11 protein-coding genes and 1 riboswitch are annotated in these 18111 nt (G+C 42.7%); of the genes, 2 read left to right on the top strand and 9 right to left on the bottom strand.

Features of this window, described 5'->3' with window-relative positions; all coding sequences use genetic code 11:
* Positions 1-162: 162 nt before the first annotated feature.
* From WBS51_RS08140 to WBS51_RS08120, 5 genes are all read right to left on the bottom strand, one after another.
* Entirely contained in the window at positions 163-2286 is a 2124-nt protein-coding gene (locus tag WBS51_RS08140) for a glycoside hydrolase family 36 protein (RefSeq protein WP_291681827.1), read from the bottom strand.
* 8 nt (positions 2287-2294) lie between these two features.
* A complete protein-coding gene (locus WBS51_RS08135) occupies positions 2295-3164 on the bottom strand; it encodes a carbohydrate ABC transporter permease (RefSeq protein ID WP_291681829.1) in 870 nt (289 codons plus the stop codon).
* A 6-nt stretch (positions 3165-3170) separates the two neighbouring features.
* Complete coding sequence (locus tag WBS51_RS08130; protein ID WP_291681830.1) at positions 3171-4058, bottom strand: carbohydrate ABC transporter permease; 888 nt, start codon at positions 4056-4058, stop codon at positions 3171-3173.
* Between the two features lie 66 nt (positions 4059-4124).
* Positions 4125-5561 carry an extracellular solute-binding protein gene (locus tag WBS51_RS08125; protein ID WP_291681832.1) on the bottom strand — a complete coding sequence of 479 codons (1437 nt, stop codon included), beginning with the start codon at positions 5559-5561 and terminating at the stop codon, positions 4125-4127.
* Positions 5562-5653: 92 nt separating this feature from the next.
* Entirely contained in the window at positions 5654-6685 is a 1032-nt protein-coding gene (locus WBS51_RS08120; RefSeq protein WP_330489580.1) for a LacI family DNA-binding transcriptional regulator, read from the bottom strand.
* 418 nt (positions 6686-7103) lie between these two features.
* Here WBS51_RS08120 and WBS51_RS08115 point away from each other — a divergent pair, with 418 nt between their 5' ends.
* A complete protein-coding gene (locus tag WBS51_RS08115; protein ID WP_291681836.1) occupies positions 7104-9539 on the top strand; it encodes a GH36-type glycosyl hydrolase domain-containing protein in 2436 nt (811 codons plus the stop codon).
* Between the two features lie 46 nt (positions 9540-9585).
* Positions 9586-12075, top strand: coding sequence for a beta-mannosidase (locus WBS51_RS08110; protein ID WP_291681838.1), 2490 nt, complete (start codon positions 9586-9588; stop codon positions 12073-12075).
* A gap of 200 nt (positions 12076-12275) precedes the next feature.
* Here WBS51_RS08110 and metG read toward each other — a convergent pair whose 3' ends face one another.
* The 4 genes from metG to WBS51_RS08090 all read right to left on the bottom strand — a co-directional run bounded on the left by metG (position 12276) and on the right by WBS51_RS08090 (position 18063).
* The gene (gene metG, locus WBS51_RS08105; protein WP_294459788.1) at positions 12276-14243 is read right to left on the bottom strand and encodes a methionine--tRNA ligase; all 1968 of its coding nucleotides are present in this window, start codon (positions 14241-14243) and stop codon (positions 12276-12278) included.
* 403 nt (positions 14244-14646) lie between these two features.
* A complete protein-coding gene (locus tag WBS51_RS08100; RefSeq protein ID WP_173749383.1) occupies positions 14647-14874 on the bottom strand; it encodes an HPr family phosphocarrier protein in 228 nt (75 codons plus the stop codon).
* A 116-nt stretch (positions 14875-14990) separates the two neighbouring features.
* Positions 14991-16334 (bottom strand): alanine/glycine:cation symporter family protein, encoded by a 1344-nt coding sequence (locus WBS51_RS08095; RefSeq protein WP_173749382.1) that lies wholly within the window; start codon positions 16332-16334, stop codon positions 14991-14993.
* 187 nt (positions 16335-16521) lie between these two features.
* Positions 16522-16619, bottom strand: a riboswitch (glycine riboswitch).
* Positions 16620-16752: 133 nt separating this feature from the next.
* Positions 16753-18063 (bottom strand): MATE family efflux transporter, encoded by a 1311-nt coding sequence (locus WBS51_RS08090; RefSeq protein ID WP_173749381.1) that lies wholly within the window; start codon positions 18061-18063, stop codon positions 16753-16755.
* Positions 18064-18111: the final 48 nt, after the last annotated feature.

Here is an 18111-nt window from a genome sequence, read left to right as displayed (position 1 = left end):
TGTGCTTTTATTTGTGGTTTTGCAGACCCACATTCATCATAGCACAGGAGTTCTTGCTTATATCTAAAGATTTCTCCCACCACCCGCATAGCAGGTGGTTTATTTCATTGCTGACACAACAAAGGACAGGAAGGTACTAATTACCACCCTCCTGCCCTTATTTCAATTTTCTTCACATAACTTTATTTCATAAAATCGCGCCATATTTTCTCTTTCAAAGTTCACGCTCAACGTTCCAGCTGCCCGATTCCATTCACATGCGTTTGTATTAAAGGAAGGATAACGGCAGACAACTTTTGCTGCTTTTCCCTTTCCTTCCGGAATCGGAATCGAAACACATGGCATATTTCCGCTTCTTCTCCACACAGAAAGATATATCTTCTCTTCTGTCCGAAGTCCAAGAGCCACCCATTCATCATCAAATGCAGACAGCCCCAAAGGCCAGAAAGGAAGCGCGTTCTTAATATCCCCGCGTATGGACTTGTAACAATCCAGTCCCTCTTTTACGAGAGCCTTTTCCTCCTTGGAAATTTTATCCAGACGTCCGCTCTGATGAATCCTTAAAAGCATAGCATTTACCATATTAAAGACAGTAGCTTCTCTGTCCCCCTCCGGCAGCGGATAAGACCATACCGCACTCTGTTCAGGCGTCAGTCCGCTAGGTGAATTGGCTGCAATAGTAGCGTAGTATCGGTAATCTTCCTCGTCTGAGGTGGATTGTATGCTGTACCTGGAAAGCATTGCATAATCAATACGCAGCCCTCCGCTGGAACAGTTTTCAATTACCAGTTCCGGATATTTTTCAAACAGACCGTCCAGCCACTGCAGATATGCCCGCTCATGCGCCAGCATACCCTCTCCCGGACTTTCCGCAGCATATTCTGTTCCGATTCCCGGCTCTATGTTATAATCCATCTTAATATAGCCGATTCCATATTCCTGAATCAGACGATCCACAACAGACGTCATATATTCACGTACTTCTGAATTCCTGTAATCCAGTTGATAACGGCTTCTGTCATAAATACGTTTTCCGTGTCTTACAAAGAACCAGGTGTCCGGCAATTTTTTTGCCAGTTCGCAGTTAATTCCCATAACCTCCGGTTCCAGCCAGATACCCGGTATCATTCCTTTGGAACGGATATAGTCTGTAACTTCTTTCAGACCATTTGGAAAACGCTCTCTGCTTTCTTCCCACTCACCTACTGCATCCCACCAAAATCCTTTGGCATACCAGCCCGCATCAATACAGAAATATTCACAGCCCGCTTTTGCTGCTTCGTCTATGAGCGGAATTTCCTTTTCTGTTGTGGGGTCAGCAAAAAGGCAGTTCATATAATCATTAAAAATAATTTTACAAGTCTCATTGTCCTGGTTCTTTCTGCGGATAATTCTCCGATATTTCGTCAATTCTGCCATAGAACCGTCAAATCCGTCCAGAGACACTCCCACTGCTGCCGGTACCGTAATAAAGGATTCGCCCGGCTTCAGATTTTTAAACCAATGGGAATACAATTCATTTGGTCCGCCCAGAGCCAGATATAAATGTCCGTTCTGGTCGCCGATTTCCCAATGCCAGGAACCATTGTTTTCAATCTGCCAGTACAAAGAAGAACCCGTTTCCTGATTTTCCAGATAGGCCATAGGCAAAAACTCTTTAGAAGACCAGTTTCCCGTATTGCTTACATGGAAATGATTGGAAGAGCGCTGAATCTCTTTTGGCTGAACCAGTTCCATTCCCAAATCCTTTAACGTATAATCTTTCCAGTTCATCTCTCGCTGCCAGCCATTATGAGGCAGCTTCAAAAGCAGTTTTTCATCCTGTCTTTTTGCACCTTCTTTTTCAATCCCCATGTAATTGAACGTAGAAATATAATCCAGAGTCTGTACTTCCTCTCCCTGATTTTCTACTGTGTGCTGCATACGGACGATGGGAATTCCGTCATAGAACTGCCATACGGATTCCACCTGCATCTTGGTCTCCTCATCTGAGGTAATGAATTTTAAAACACGTCCCTTTTCATTTCTCTCGTCTGTGTGAGACACATATTTCATTCGGAAACCATGGGAAGTCACAATGTACTTGTTTCCATGTCTCTCATGAGGACGGTCAAATCCGTAAAGGTTCATTTCTATGAAATTAAATCCTGCCTCTTTCGTCGCCTCTGTTATCTTTTCCGCTTGAAAAGGAAGTGCAGAAAAGTGGAGTAATTTAAAATTCCCGTCCTCTTCAATTTCAAATACAATATGTATACCGTTTTCTTCTATTACTATCTGTTTTTCCATTGCTTTTCTTAACCTTTCACCGCACCTGCAACCATTCCTTTAATAATCTGTTTGCTGAATGCAAAATATAAAATAACAATCGGTGCCATAGTAATCAACATAGCCGCCATAATCTTCGGATAGTCGGAAGAGAACTGTCCGGTAAACTGTGTCATGGCCAGAGGTACCGTCTGCAATGCTGTATCCTTAATCAGTACCAATGCAAAGGAAAACTCATTCCAACAGCTAAAGGTCTGAAGAATTGCAACCGTAATCATAATTGGCTTACAAATAGGCATAATAACTTTAAACAGTGTACCCGAGAAAGAACAGCCGTCAATCGCCGCTGCCTCTTCCAATGCGGTTGGAATCTCTTTAATAAATCCCTGACACAGAAATACCGATATAGGAAGTCCAAAGGCCACATAAGGAATTATCAGGGTAAACCACTGGTTTGATAATCCGGTTTTATTAAATACAACATAAATAGGCACTAGCAAAGAATGTACAGGAATCAACATTCCCATTAGAAGCATAATCCAGATGATTTTACTTCCTTTGAATTTGATTCTGGCAAGAAAATATCCCATGATAAATCCAAATAACACAATAAAAAACACGGAAATTACGGTAGTTCTCACACTATTCAGAATAGAATCCCCAATGTGATAATCCGGGTTTGTCAACACCTTTACAAAATTTTCAAGTGTCGGATTGGAAGGAAGCCCTATAATATCTCTATTAAATTCTCTCTTTACTTTCAGGGACGAATATAACATCCATACCAGAGGAAAAATACAGGAGAGAGAAAAAATCAGCATAATCAGATTCAGAATACCCGACTTTACTCCATTACCAATCCGTTTGCCTGTTGTCATACCATAACTCTTTCCACTCATTTTCTATCACTCCTTTTCCCTGTTAACTGCTCTCTGGAAAAGCTGCATAAGTCCAATCACTAACATTCCCAGCACAAAGATACCAACAGAAATCGCACTTCCGTATCCCATATTCTGTTGTTTGAAGGATACTGAGTAACCATACATCGCCATAACCATAGATGCATCACCAGGACCGCCGGCTGTCATAACGTAAATATTATCAAAGGCTTTCATATTACCGGATACACAGAGCACAATACATACAGCAATAGTATTTTTAATCATAGGAATTACCACATAAAGAGCTCTCTGTACTGCACTGGCCCCATCTAATTCCGCAGACTCCAGAATTTCCTTGTCAATAGCTGACGTAGCTGAAAGGAGAATCACCATATAATATCCAATAAACTGCCAAATCAGCGGAATTGCTACCAACGTCATAACAATATCAGGATTGTTAAGCCATACCTGCTTCTTATCTTCCTGTCCGATAACTTCCAGAAACCAGTTTAGGATACCTCGTCTGTTATCATAAATCATGGTCCAAATAAAACCTACCGCAACCGCTGATACTGTGCTTGGAAAAAATCCAAAGGTTCTGTGCATTCCTTTCATTTTTACAAATCTGGTGCTGATAATCATAACAAAAACAAAAGCAATTCCAACCTGTCCAATTACGCACAGTACAACCAGATAGATATTATGTCCAAAGGCATTCCAGAAAGTAGAATCTTTCAATAATGTGATATAGTTTTCAATTCCAATAAATGTTTTATTTGGTCCGCCCTTCCACTCAAATAAGCTGTAAAATAAAGATGCCAGCAAAGGGACAAATACTGCAAATACATATAAAAGTAAAGGGACTATTAAATATCCAATAATTACCTGGGGCTTTGGTTTTCTCGATAACATAAAGCGCCTCCTCCTCTTTTCCTAAAAAGGGGCCAATTTCTGCGGCCCCTCTGTTCACAAAATTCTTTAATAATTTTTGGTATATGCTTCCTGTGTCTTTTTAGCAACCTCTTCTGGTGTAGTATCCCCATTTAACATGCTCTGTACCTCTGTATTCAAAACTTCCCAAACAGCACTGTTAATATAAGAATCATAAATTTCGCAGGTTTCTGTATCTGTATAAGAATAGTTATAAAAATCTTGTGTGAATTGATCAAATCCACTTAAATCCACATCTGCTTTTGTTAATCCCTGAAGTGCATAATTTTCTCCTACATACTTAGCAAAGGCAGGTCCTGTTACGTATTCTGCAAAATCAATAGCTGCTGCCAGTTTATCCGGGTCGTCTGCAACTTTTGAATTAATAGCAACTGCATAGCCCAGTCCGATATTCTGTGTTCCTGTAGAACCTGTTGCTCCTTCCGGCTGAGGAAGCACTGCAAATCCTGTATTTTCATATAATTCCGGATCTTCCTCTTTAAGTGTAGCCTGAATATAGCTTACGTCCCAGTTACCACAGATATAAGCAGGTGCATCACCAGAAATATAATATTCTCTGGCGTCTTCGTTTCCGATAGCATTAAAGTCTTCATTAAAGACTCCTGATTCAAAAATATCCTGTGTAAAGGTCAATGCATCTACAAACTGCTGGTCCGTAAAAGAAGCGCCTCCCTTATCAACCAAAGACTGGAACCAGTCACCACCTGTATATCTATCGCCTATAACGGAAAGGAAACAGGAGTTAATTTGCCATTTTCCTCCATTACCAAACGCGATGGTTTCAGAATAACCATTATCTTTAAAATATTCATCCGCTTTCTTTACATCTTCCCAATTATCCGGGAAACTGTCATATCCAGCGTCTTTCCATGCCTGTTTATCATACATAACCACTGTACAGGTACCCGTAGTCAGTACAGGAAGTCCGTATGTTTTTCCGTCTGTCGTAAACGGAGTAAAGAAATCAGTATTGTAGGAATCATAATAAGGAGATTCTTTAATGATATCTGTCATATCCAGAATCAGTCCCTGCTCTGCCCACGTCTTTGTATTCATTCCCTGCAGTAAGAAAATATCCGGAAGATCATCTGCCGCTGCCTGAGTAGCAATCTGTGTTTTATAATCATCATTAGAAAGTACACTCTGGTTTAAAGTAATATCTGAATGACCTTTTTCCCACTGAGCAATTACAGAACGGAATCCGTCGGAACCACCATTCCCTTCTGATTCTTCTGAAGTGGAATAGTGCATCAGAGAAAGCTCTCCTTTATAAGTAAGTTCATTATCAGAGCCTTCTGCTAATACTGAAGTATCTTTTTCTTTGCTCTCAGATGCCTGTTCGCTGCTGCTTTCACTGGATCCAGAGTTGTTTTCTTCATTATTTCCTCCGCCACATCCTGCCAACATGCTTCCTGCCATTGCCGTTGCTAATAAGATACTGATTATTTTACTGCGATTTCTCATACCATAGTCCTCCTTAATGATAAAATAACTTATATCTATAACCCGCAGACTCTCCTGCAGACTATAATCTTAGATGGCTTTACCTGGTTTTTTTAACCAATATTTTTCCATACAGTGACAGACTCTCCCGGCTCTACCATGCCGTCTACCACAACAGTCTCTGCCCGCAATTTTTCTTCAGGAAATTCAATACGGTTAATTAATTTATTCCCTGCCTGAATCCCCATGGATACCGTATCCTGATGAATTGTTGCAATTCTTGGTCTTACAAAAGATGTCAGACTCAGACCGTCATATCCAACTACAGATATGTCTTCCGGTACCCTAAGTCCCATTTCCTGGATTGCATTCATTCCGGCAACTGCTGCTAAATCATCCGGATAAAGAATACAACTTGGTTTGTCTGGTACAGACAACAACGTTTTCGTTAAAGAAACGGAACGCTCTGTATCTCTGTAAGGACATGTATACACATATTCTCTGCGTACTGAAAGTTTATGTTCCTTCATAAAACTCATATAGGCTTCCAGACGCCCTCTGGTAACTTCGCTATTCTGTCCATGAATATAAGCAATTTTTCGATGTCCTCTGTCATAAACAAACTGTATCAGTCTGCGCATATCCCCGTACTGGTTCGATGCAATATTCACATGCTTTGGAAGTGTATTATCTACCACTACCACCGGCATATCTGAATCCAGAATTTCTCTGACCTCATCCAACTGATAGTCTGCACAAAGAATAAAAATCCCATCAAACCGCATATACTTGCACTGCTCCATATAAGAAAGACGATTTGGAGAATTGCTGGCATTTAAAAATGTCATAACATATCCCCTCTCTTCCACAGTAACCTTAAAGCTGTTGAGAATTCTGGCGAAATGCTCATGCAAAAGTCCCTGACCCGTCTGCTCCGATAGCAGTACACCAATATTTCGTGTATGCTTGCTCTTTAGAGTAGAAGCCATATAATTGGGAATGTAATTCATTTCTTTTGCAATTCTGCGAATCTCCTCTTTCTTGGAACTGCTGATATCCGGTCTGTCGTTCATGGCTTTGCTGACTGTAGAAACAGAAACATTGCACATTCTGGCTATATCCTTTAGAGAAATGCTTTCTTCCATCTTTCTGCGCCTCCGTTTCTTTTTTGTCCTCGGACAACATGTATAAATCTGAGCATTTACTAAATCGTTTTCTTGCAACATATTTTCCATAATCTCCAATGTTTTCGCAATACTATTTTCGTGATTTTGATTTTTTTGTATATTTACCACATAATAATATCATATCTTTTCATGAATAAAGCATATTTTTTGTATATTTTTCTTTTATTCTTTTTACAGCTAACGAAACAGTTTCGTAAATTTCATTGCATTTTTTGTTTTTTCATATATTCGTCTTGTTTTTTTCTGTTTCTTTTGGTATAATTGCCTTGTATTTTAAAGTTATTCCTATTTTTCTATACATACTGACTGATTATATGAGATGAGATTACTAAATCGTTTTCTTGAAATCCCTTATATATTCAGGAGGTCTCTTATTATGAAATATGGTTTTTTTGATGATTTATCCAGAGAATATGTCATCCAACAGCCGGATACACCTCTTCCATGGATTAATTATCTCGGTTCTGATAATTTTTTCTCTTTAATTTCCAACACTTGCGGAGGTTATTGCTTCTATAAAGACGCCAAACTTCTCCGCATGACCCGTTACCGTTACAACAATATTCCTTATGACACCAATGGACATTATTTCTACATTAAGGACGAAAATACAATATGGAATCCCGGCTGGCAGCCTTCCAAAACCCCTCTGGATACTTATGAATGCCGCCACGGTATGGGCTACAGCATTTTCAAAAGCAGTAAAAACCAAATTGCAGTAAACCTTTTAACTTTTGTTCCTTTAAAAGATTCCTGCGAAATCCAGAAAATTACCTTAACGAATAATTCCGAAGAAGAAAAGAGTTTGAGTCTTTTCTCTTATGTAGAATGGTGTCTGTGGAATGCAGATGACGATTCTCGAAACTTCCAGCGAAATCTGAGCACCGGCGAAGTGGAGATAAAAGATTCCGTCATCTATCACAAAACAGAATACAGAGAACGCCGTAATCACTATGCCTTTTACAGTGTAAACGCACCCATAAATCACTTTGAGACCAGCAGAGACGCTCTTCTGGGCGTTTACGGAAGCGCCGAAAGACCTGCTGCCATTGCTGCCGGACAATTAACGGATTCTGTAGCCAGCGGCTGGTATCCCATTGCTTCTCATCAGATTGACCTTTGTCTCAAACCAGGGGAAAACAAAACCTTTATTTTTGTTTTGGGCTATGCCGAAAATCTCAAAGAAGAAAAGTGGGAAACAGCCAACATTATAAATAAAAAACCAGCTGAAATTCTTCTGGAAAAATATGCTTCCAAGCAAAGCGTTGACCAGGCTTTTGCAGCGCTGAAAAACTACTGGACTGAACTTTTATCTCGTTTCCAGATTACTACGAAAAACGAAAAGGTAAACCGTATGGTAAATATCTGGAATCAGTACCAGTGCATGGTAACCTTTAACATGTCACGTTCTGCTTCTTATTATGAATCCGGAATTGGGCGCGGTATGGGCTTCCGTGACTCCTGTCAAGACCTTCTTGGCTTTGTGCATTTGATTCCGGAACGCGCCCGTATCAGAATTATTGATATTGCCTCCACACAGTTTGAAGACGGGAGCGCCTATCATCAGTACCAGCCATTGACAAAAAAAGGAAATTCTGATATCGGAAGTGGATTTAACGATGACCCACTATGGCTCATTGCTGCAGTTTCCGCTTATATTCGCGAAACCGGGGATACTTCTATCCTGGAAGAAATGGTACCTTTCAACAATCGGGAAGAAACTGCCGTACCTCTTATGGAACACCTGAAACGTTCCTTTGAATTTATTGTTTCTCACAAAGGCCCACATGGACTTCCTCTTATCGGACGCGCAGACTGGAACGACTGTCTGAATCTGAACTGTTATTCAGAGCACCCCGGAGAATCATTCCAGACCTTCGGCCCAAGCGAGGGACCTGTCGCAGAATCTGTTTTTATTGCAGGTATGTTCGTCAAGTACGGCCGCGAATACGCTGAACTGTGCCGTCTGGTTGGGAATACAGCAGAAACTGAGCATGCTCAAAGCGAGGTATCAAAAGTTTACGATGCCATCTTAAAAGACGGCTGGGACGGCAAATGGTTCCTGCGGGCTTATGATGCCAATGGAGATAAGATTGGTTCAGCAGAGTGTGAAGAAGGAAAAATTTTCATTGAACCTCAGGGTTTCCTGCCGCTTTCCGGTGTAGGTATTGAAGAAGGAATTGCCGAGCAGGCTCTGAAATCCACCGAGAAGTTACTGGATACCAAGTATGGCATTACCATTCTACAGCCGCCTTATACACACTATCATTTGAATTTGGGGGAAATTTCCTCTTATCCGCCGGGATATAAGGAAAATGCAGGTATCTTCTGCCATAACAATCCATGGGTTTCTATCTCCGAGGCCATTCTCGGACACGGAAACCGTGCCTTTGACGTATACAGAAAGATTTGCCCCGCATTTCTGGAAGATATCAGTGAAATCCACCGGACAGAGCCTTATGTATACTCCCAAATGATAGCCGGAAAAGATGCACCTCGCTTCGGTGAAGCCAAGAACAGCTGGCTCACCGGCACCGCAGCCTGGACCTTTGTCAATGTTTCACAATATATTATCGGTATTCAGCCTACTCTGAAAGGTCTGCGCATTGACCCCTGTGTACCAGAAGATTTCGGTGATTTCACTGTGAATCGTATATACAGAGGGGTCCATTACCACATTACCATCCGCAATCCGCAACATGTACAGAAGGGTGTTTGCACACTTTTGGTTGACGATGTTGCTGTCGAAGGCAATGTAATTCCATTCAAGCCAGACAAAACAGATGTATATGCAGAAGTTACCATGGGTTAAATACTGTAGTTAAAATCACTATATATGAAATCATCGGAGGAAAACTATGATAAAACAATCATTAAATCAGAACTGGTTTTTACACAAAAACAATTGCGCCACACCTTTCCCTGCCACCATTCCGACCAGCGTCTACACTGTGCTGGCAGATAACGGCCAAATCCCGGACCCTTACTGGAAAGGCAACGAGGATGTAGTGAGAGATGTCATTGATGAAGACTATACCTATACCTGCACCTTTTCTCCTCTGCCGGAACTTTTAGAGGAAGATGCTTGCATTCTGCGCTTTGACGGCATTGATACCATCAGTGATGTTTATTTCAATGATATCCTTTTAGGACAGACAGCCAACATGCACCGTACCTGGGAATTTGACGTTACTTCTCTGCTTTTACGGGAAAAAAATCAGTTAAAAGTGGTTCTGCATTCTCCCTTAAAGGCTGCCGACGAAGCCTTTGCTCAGTGTGCTACCCGCGGCTCTGAGGACGCCTGGGAGGGATTCAGCCATATCCGAAAAGCACATTATATGTATGGCTGGGACTGGGGCGCTCATTTGCCGGATGCGGGCATTTTCCGTGACGTTACCCTTGTAGGTGTGAAAAAGGCGCGCATTGACTCTGTATATGTCACACAAAAACACGAAGAAAACAAAGTCACTCTGCACTTTGCCCCTTCTTTCCTCCTGCCCCATCAGCCAGAGAAAGAACTTTCCCTGGAATGTCTGAACAGCACTGCAAATGAAGATTTTACCTATAGTGTAACGGTAACAGACCCAAATGGAGAATCCCAGACGCTCTCGGGTAATCCAACACAGATGGAAATCCTTTCCCCTATGCTCTGGTTTCCAAACGGTTTGGGCGCACAGCCGCTTTACACCGTTAAGCTGGAACTTTATGCCAGAACGGATTTGGTAGATACCTGGGAACGCAGAATCGGTCTGCGTACTCTGACCATGTGTGTAGAAAAGGACGAATGGGGCGAAACCTTTGCGCATGTGGTGAACGGCGTGAAAGTATTTGCCATGGGTGCGGACTATATCCCAGAAGAACACCTCCTTGGAAAAATCAATTCCGCCAAACGGCGTCAGCTTCTTATGGATGCCAAACTGGCCAACTTTAACAGTATCCGTGTATGGGGCGGCGGATACTATCCGGATGATGAATTTTACGATTTATGTGATGAATTGGGACTGATTGTGTGGGAAGACTTTATGTTTGCCTGCTCTGTTTACGAACTGACACCGGAATTTGAAGCCAATATTACACAGGAATTTATCGACAATATCAAACGTCTCCGCCACCATGCAAGCCTTGGCCTCTGGTGCGGAAATAATGAAATGGAATCCTTTGTAAAAGATGGGGAATGGGTATCCAAACCCTCTGAGGTACGCGATTACCTCTTTATGTATGAACGCATTATCCCTCAGGTGCTGAAAAAATACGATCCGGAAACCTTTTACTGGCCATCAAGCCCTTCCTCAGGCGGCTCTTTCGAGGAACCACAGGATCCGAACCGGGGAGATGTGCATTTCTGGCAGGTATGGCATGGAAACAAGCCGTTTTCCGAGTACCGGAAATATTTCTTCCGTTATCTCTCTGAATTTGGTTTCCAGGCATTCCCTTCTCTGAAAACCATAGAAGAAGGCATCAGTGACGACCCGCAGGATTGGAATATTTTCTCCTATGTCATGGAAAAACATCAGAGAAACAATGCGGCAAACGGAAAAATCATGGGATATCTGCAGCAAACTTACAAATACCCTTATGACTTCTCCTCCCTGATTTATGCTTCCCAGCTTCTTCAGGCAGATGGTATCCGCTACGGTGTAGAACATTTCCGCAGAAATCGGGGCAGATGTATGGGCGCCGTATACTGGCAGTTAAACGACTGCTGGCCTGTAACTTCCTGGTCTTCCATTGATTATTATGGACGCTGGAAAGCCCTGCATTATTATGCAAAACGCTTCTTTGCACCGGTGATGATTTCCTGCGAAGAGCAAAACTGGATGACCGCCAGCGCAGATATGAACCGCCAGCACTTTACTTTTGAAAAGTCCATTCGCTTGAATGTAACCAACGAAACCTTTGAGGAGAAAAAACTCACCGTGCGCTGGGCATTGCGAAATGCCGACGCTTCTGTGGTCCGCGAGGGAAAAACAGACGTATGTGTTTCACCTTTCTCCGCTCTGTGGATGGATAAGGTACTGCTGCCGGAAGCAGACGTTTTCCATCAGTATGTCAGCTATGAAGCTGTGGAAAACGACACTGTAATCTCTTTCGGAACTGTTATTTTCTCCTACCCGAAATATTTCTGCTATGAGAATCCAAATCTGCAAATGAGGGTAGAAGGTGATGAAATTATCGTTCAGGCTGATACTTACGCAAAGAGTGTGGAAATTCTCAATGAAAACGAAGATTTGGTTCTGGAAGATAATTATTTTGATATGAATGGCGGCTCGAGAAGAGTCAAAATCTTAAGAGGCGAACCGGAAAAACTCCGTGTCAGAAGTGTATATGATATCGGAAGAATGGAATAATTCTCTATAGCCATAAAAGGGACAGGGGCTGCCGAAACAGCCCCTGCCTTTTCCATAACCGGATACGGGCTCAAGAATTCCCGCCTGTACCAACTTAGCAATCAGCTTAGAGGCATCGGGATCTTGAGATGTTTTAAGTCCATCTACAGCCTGCAATTCAATGGCCGTATGCCAGGCATATCCTTTCCTGATACAGTAGACTAGCAGATTTCCGCCCCTGCCGGCATTTCTTTATCCGGTGTCATCAGTGCCAGTTCTCCGTCCAGTCCTTCTGCACAGAGAATCATGCCCTCTGACAAAATACCAGCCAGCTTAGCCGGTTTCAAGTTCACCAGAACCATAACCTTCTTTCCAACCATATCCTCCGGCTTATAATGTGCCTTAATACCGGATACAATCTGTTTCACCTGGCTTCCGATTTTCACCTGAGAGCACAGCAGCTTTTTAGACTTCTTCACCTCTTCGCATGCAATGATTTCTCCTACCTGGAACTGCATTTTCATAAAGTCATCAAAAGTAACCTCTTCTTTTGCCTCAATGTCAATGACCGGCGCTTCGTCTTTGGCTTCCTCTGGTGCGTCTTTGGCAGCTTCTTTGGCTCTCATCTCTTCCACTTTTTCCAGAACTTCTTTCACGTCCAGACGTGCAAACAGGATTTCCGGCTTTTCTGTTACCTTATTTCCTGACGGATACAATCCAAATGTATCCAGCTCTTCGTAAGTTCTCTTCTGGGCATTTAACTGTGCCAGAATCTTCTCTGTGGTTTCCGGCATAAAGGATTCCAAAAGGGAAGCGCCGATACAGATACCCTCTACCAGATTATACAGTACGGTAGCCAGACGGTCTTTCTTTTCTTCATCCTTAGCCAGCGCCCATGGCATGGTTTCATCAATATATTTGTTGCAGCGCTTGAACAGAGTAAAGATTTCCGTAATAGCGTCTGCCACACGAAGTTCTTCCATTTTTGCCGCTACTTTCGCTTTTGTTTCCAGTACAACGGCTTTCAGCTCTTCGTCTACCGGTTCGCAGACCTTGGTGTTGCGTACTTCCCCGCCAAAATATTTGTTGGACATGGAAATCGTTCTGTTTACCAGATTTCCCAGGGTATTAGCCAGTTCAGAGTTCAGACGTTCTACCATTAATTCCCAGGTAATTACCCCGTCGTTTTCAAAGGGCATTTCGTGAAGTACAAAGTAGCGAACTGCGTCCACGCCGAAGAAATCTACCAGCTGGTCTGCGTAAATCACATTTCCCTTGGATTTGCTCATTTTTCCGTCACCCTGTAAAAGCCACGGATGTCCGAATACCTGTTTTGGCAGCGGCAAATCCAGGGCCATAAGGAAAATCGGCCAGTAAATGGTATGGAAACGGATGATGTCTTTTCCGATTAAGTGCAGGTCTGCCGGCCAGTCTTTCTTAAACTGCTCCGTGCTTTCTCCGTCACAGTCATAGCCAATTCCTGTAATATAGTTAGTCAGAGCGTCCAGCCACACATAAACCACATGTTTCGGGTCGAAATCTACCGGAATTCCCCACTTAAAGGAAGTTCTGGATACACACAAATCCTGCAGTCCCGGCAGAAGGAAATTGTTCATCATTTCATTTTTTCTGGATACCGGCTGAATGAATTCCGGATGGGTGTTGATGTGGTCAATCAAACGCTGTGCATATTTACTCATTCTGAAGAAGTAAGCCTCTTCTTTTGCAGGTGTCACCGGACGTCCGCAGTCCGGACATTTGCCGTCTACCAGCTGGGATTCCGTAAAGAAAGACTCGCATGGTGTACAATACATACCTTCATAGTATCCTTTGTAAATATCACCCTGGTCATACAGTTTTTTGAAAATCTTCTGTACCTGTTTTTCGTGGTCTTCATCTGTAGTACGGATAAACTTGTCATAGGAAGTGTTCATCAAGTCCCAAATGCTCTTGATTTCCCCTGCCACATTGTCCACAAATTCTTTGCAGGTCACGCCGGCTTCTGCTGCCTTTAATTCGATTTTCTGTCCGTGTTCATCTGTTCCTGTCTGGAAAAATACATCATACCCCTGCTGTCTTTTAAATCTGGCAATACTGTCCGCCAAAACCGCCTCATAAGTATTTCCGATATGAGGTTTGCCTGAAGTATAGGCAATGGCTGTTGTAATATAATATTTCTTTTTATCCACTTTTTCTTCCTCCTGTTCTAAGGGTTCGGCTCATAATTGGCGCAGTATAAAGCTTCTGTCCGAAAGCAAAAAAACCCGTCTTCTCTGTTTCCAAAGAAGACGAGTCCTATTTACCCGTGTTACCACTTCTGTTCGTCTCTGCCTCGCGGCACAGACCTCACCAGGTACATTCATACCTTACCGCTATAACAGGCGGAACCTGTCGCAGCCTTGGTATGCTCTCATACTTCGGTGCGCCTCTCAAAAGCCATCTTCCACATATCCTCATTCGCTTTCTCTCAGCATACGAAAGCCTCTCTGTAAAACGAGACATACATGTACTCTCTTTGTCACTGTGTTTACATATATGTTTCATGCTATCACATCTTGCACACTTTGTAAACACCCTGTCCGGGAATTTTCTCTATGCGATTGCAAATTTACCCAGAACATTTTCAAATTCTGAATCCTGCTGTTCATATCTGACGCACAGTTCTTTATTGTATTCCAGGCTTAACACACCTAAAATGGACTTTGCGTCAATAGTCAGACGGTCATTGATAATATCAATATCAAAATCACAGCGGCACGCTGCATTTACAAATTCCTTTATTTCGTCTATGTGCTGAAAGCACACGGTTTTTTCACACATCTTTTGTTTCCTCCCTGAGCCTTCTATAAATATGGTGTCTGTTTTTGCGACAGATTATAGAATAAAGCAAATCGGGAAATTTTTCAACTGTTTCCAGCACATATTTTCAAAACTTTTTACAAATTTTCGTGCTCTTTACTCAGGCGCTTAACTACCTTAATAGAGGCCAAAATTGCAATCAAGTTCGGAATCACCATAAGTCCGTTAAACATATCAGACATATTCCATACCAAATCTACTTTCAGTCCGGAACCAACCAGTACACAGACAACCACCAGGAGAGCATAGACCTTTACGGCTTTTTTGCCAAGCAGGTGACGCACATTCACCTCTCCGAAATAGTACCAGCCGATAATGGTCGTAAAGGCAAAGAACAGCATACAAATCGCTATGAAAACTTCTCCGAAAGAACCAAACGCAGAATCAAAAGCTACCTGTGCCAGCGCAGCTGCCGTCTCTCCGCTTGCAAGAGCGCCTGTGGACAGAATTACCAGCGCTGTCAGCGTCAAAATAACAAAAGTATCAATAAACACACCCATCATGGCAATAATTCCCTGGTCACCCGGGTGCTTTACATCTGCAGTTGCATGGGCGTGAGGCGTGGAACCCATACCAGCTTCATTGGAAAACAGACCTCTTGCCACACCGAAACGCATGGCTTTCTGTACGGTAACACCAGCCGCACCTCCAAGAACTGCTTTGGGGTCAAAGGCTGCCACAAAAATGTCATGAAAAGCTCTGCCTGTGCCTTCCAGATTCATAAAGAGAATAATCAGACAGCCCACAATATAAATCAGAGCCATTAACGGAACCACTTTTTCCGTCACTCTTGCAATTCGATTAATTCCGCCGATAAAAATAAACGCTGCTACCAGGGCAATCACAACACCTACAACCATGGGTTTTACACCAAAAGCATTATAAAAAGAACTTCCAATGGAGTTGGACTGTACCATATTTCCCATGAATCCCAGTGCCAGAATGATGGCTACTGAGAAAAAGCCTGCCAGGAATTTGCCGAATTTTCCTTTAAAAATATATTTTATGTAGTACACCGGACCGCCTACAATGACGCCGTTTTCTTTTACTCTGGTGTGCTGCGCCATAACGGCCTCCGCATAAATGGTGGCCATACCAAAGAATGCGCTGACCCACATCCAGAAAATTGCACCCGGTCCTCCGGAAGCAATGGCCGTGGCTGCGCCGGCAATGTTTCCCGTACCTACCTGCGCTGCAATGGCTGTCGCCAGAGCCTGAAAGGAACTGAGACCGTTTTCACTGCTTTTCCCATGAAGAGAAAAGCCGCCGAACATTTTCTTCATTCCCGCGCCGAACTTCCGTATCTGAATAAATTTCAGACTGAAGGAATAAATAATTCCGGTTCCAAGAAGCAGGATTAAAAGCGCATAATCCCACAAAAATTTGTTCACCACTTCTACAACAGATGCTACCATTTCCATTTTTCTATCTCCCTTTGTTTAGATTGAGAGCATATTGTTGGAAAAAAAACAGGGCTGTCACAATCTGCATCTTAGAAATACCAAATGGTATTTTTAAGTCCTGCGTCCTGTGACAGCCTCTTTTCAAGTTCAGTTTAAGCGCAAATGCGTTTGTGCACAGCCGTTTTTGAAGCACAAAAACAACTGTAAAAACTTCACTGTCCTTTTGCCTGAGAGATTCACAGCCGGATTTCCGTCTGCTTACACCTTCGGCACCCATAAATGGGATTCTCCAGAGAGCCATCCAGATACAGTCTCGTCTTGTAAAAGACCCCTGAGAGTATTACTCCTTCGGTGGGCATTTCGCCGCTTTCCTGCACCCTTCCATTGGCACAATATGCAAATAACGTAATTTATTATAGCACCTGTTTTCGTTTTGTCAATCCTTTTTCATCATTCTGCTTCCCACAAACATGGTAAGTAGTTCCGCCGCCGGGAAAGCCAGCCAGATACCAGACACATCCAGAAACACCGGCAGCAAATACACGAAGAGAATGACGAGAATACATCCTCTCAGCAAACAGATAATCAGGGAATACATATTTTTCACCACGGACTGGAAATAGGAAATATACACCATATTCACAGCCAGGAAAATAAATCCTACAAAGTATATTCTTACCGCCTCTGCGGAAAGTGACAGAATGTCTTTATCCGGGTTGAGGAAAATGTATGTATAAAAATTAGGTACAATCAATCCCACAAGCACCGGCACAGCACAGATAAGCAGAGAATTCCTCATAGCCAGTCCCCGGACCTCCTGTGTCCTTTCTCTCTTACCGGCCCCATGATTCATGGAAATAATCGGCTGGGCCGCCTGGTTCACACCTTTGCACAGACCCATAATCACAATAGAAACATTACAGATAATGCCGAACACGGTGACTCCTATATTTCCCACATAGTTCAAAAGCTGCAGATTGAAAATGAAAATCGTAATTCCCGCAGAAACTTCAATCAAAAAGCTGGCAAATCCATTCACCACAATTTCTTTTATAAATGCGGGACGGATTCCTTTGAAATTAAACTTCAGCTGATTCTTCTTCGTAAAGAAGTGCACAAACAAAATCGCCACGGTAAGCCAGGAGCCAATGACGGTTGCTATGGCTGCTCCTGCCATTCCCATCTGCATAGGGAATACAAAAACATAATCTAAAATAATATTCGTCACACCACCTGCGATTACTGCATTCATGGCCAGCTTCGGCGCACCGTCATTTCGGATAACCGTCTGCAAAAAGGCAGAAAGAAAGTATCCGCCCATACCCCAGATAATGTACGGAATGTAATCCATAATGTAAGGCATGGTTTCCTCTGTTCCGCCCAGCATCCAGGCCAAATCCTCCATAAAAACCGTGCACAGCACAAGACAGACCAGCCACACCAGAATATTCATAAAAAAGGCGGCTGTATAGTAGGCATCTGCCTCTTTCTTCAGGTTCCTTCCCCGGTACACTGACATCAGCACAGAACCACCCACGCCAAAGAGCAGACCAATGCCAAAGAAAATATTGTAAATAGGCAAAGCGATATTCAGCGCAGCCATAGCCACACTTCCCAGCCCTTTTCCTATAATAATAGTGTCCGCCAGAACATAAATAGACGTTACCATAGTTCCAATAATAGAAGGAACCAGATAACGATAAAATAAGCCCTTCACGGGCTTCTCCAGAAATTCATTTGTTTCCATAAAAACTCCCTTCCTTTGGTTCATTCTGATACAACAGTATACCCAAAG

Source organism: Blautia acetica (assembly GCF_038739805.1).
GTDB lineage: Bacteria > Bacillota > Clostridia > Lachnospirales > Lachnospiraceae > Blautia.
This window is presented reverse-complemented; position numbering and strand designations above follow the sequence as displayed.

Bases quoted from the DNA above. Each gene is read 5' to 3' on its own strand.
- WBS51_RS08140 (WP_291681827.1), bottom strand. From the start codon at position 2,286: ATGGAAAAACAGATAGTAATAGAAGAAAACGGTATACATATTGTATTT.
- WBS51_RS08135 (WP_291681829.1), bottom strand. From the start codon at position 3,164: ATGAGTGGAAAGAGTTATGGTATGACAACAGGCAAACGGATTGGTAAT.
- WBS51_RS08130 (WP_291681830.1), bottom strand. From the start codon at position 4,058: ATGTTATCGAGAAAACCAAAGCCCCAGGTAATTATTGGATATTTAATA.
- WBS51_RS08125 (WP_291681832.1), bottom strand. From the start codon at position 5,561: ATGAGAAATCGCAGTAAAATAATCAGTATCTTATTAGCAACGGCAATG.
- WBS51_RS08120 (WP_330489580.1), bottom strand. From the start codon at position 6,685: ATGGAAGAAAGCATTTCTCTAAAGGATATAGCCAGAATGTGCAATGTT.
- WBS51_RS08115 (WP_291681836.1), top strand. From the start codon at position 7,104: ATGAAATATGGTTTTTTTGATGATTTATCCAGAGAATATGTCATCCAA.
- WBS51_RS08110 (WP_291681838.1), top strand. From the start codon at position 9,586: ATGATAAAACAATCATTAAATCAGAACTGGTTTTTACACAAAAACAAT.
- WBS51_RS08100 (WP_173749383.1), bottom strand. From the start codon at position 14,874: ATGTGTGAAAAAACCGTGTGCTTTCAGCACATAGACGAAATAAAGGAA.
- WBS51_RS08095 (WP_173749382.1), bottom strand. From the start codon at position 16,334: ATGGAAATGGTAGCATCTGTTGTAGAAGTGGTGAACAAATTTTTGTGG.
- WBS51_RS08090 (WP_173749381.1), bottom strand. From the start codon at position 18,063: ATGGAAACAAATGAATTTCTGGAGAAGCCCGTGAAGGGCTTATTTTAT.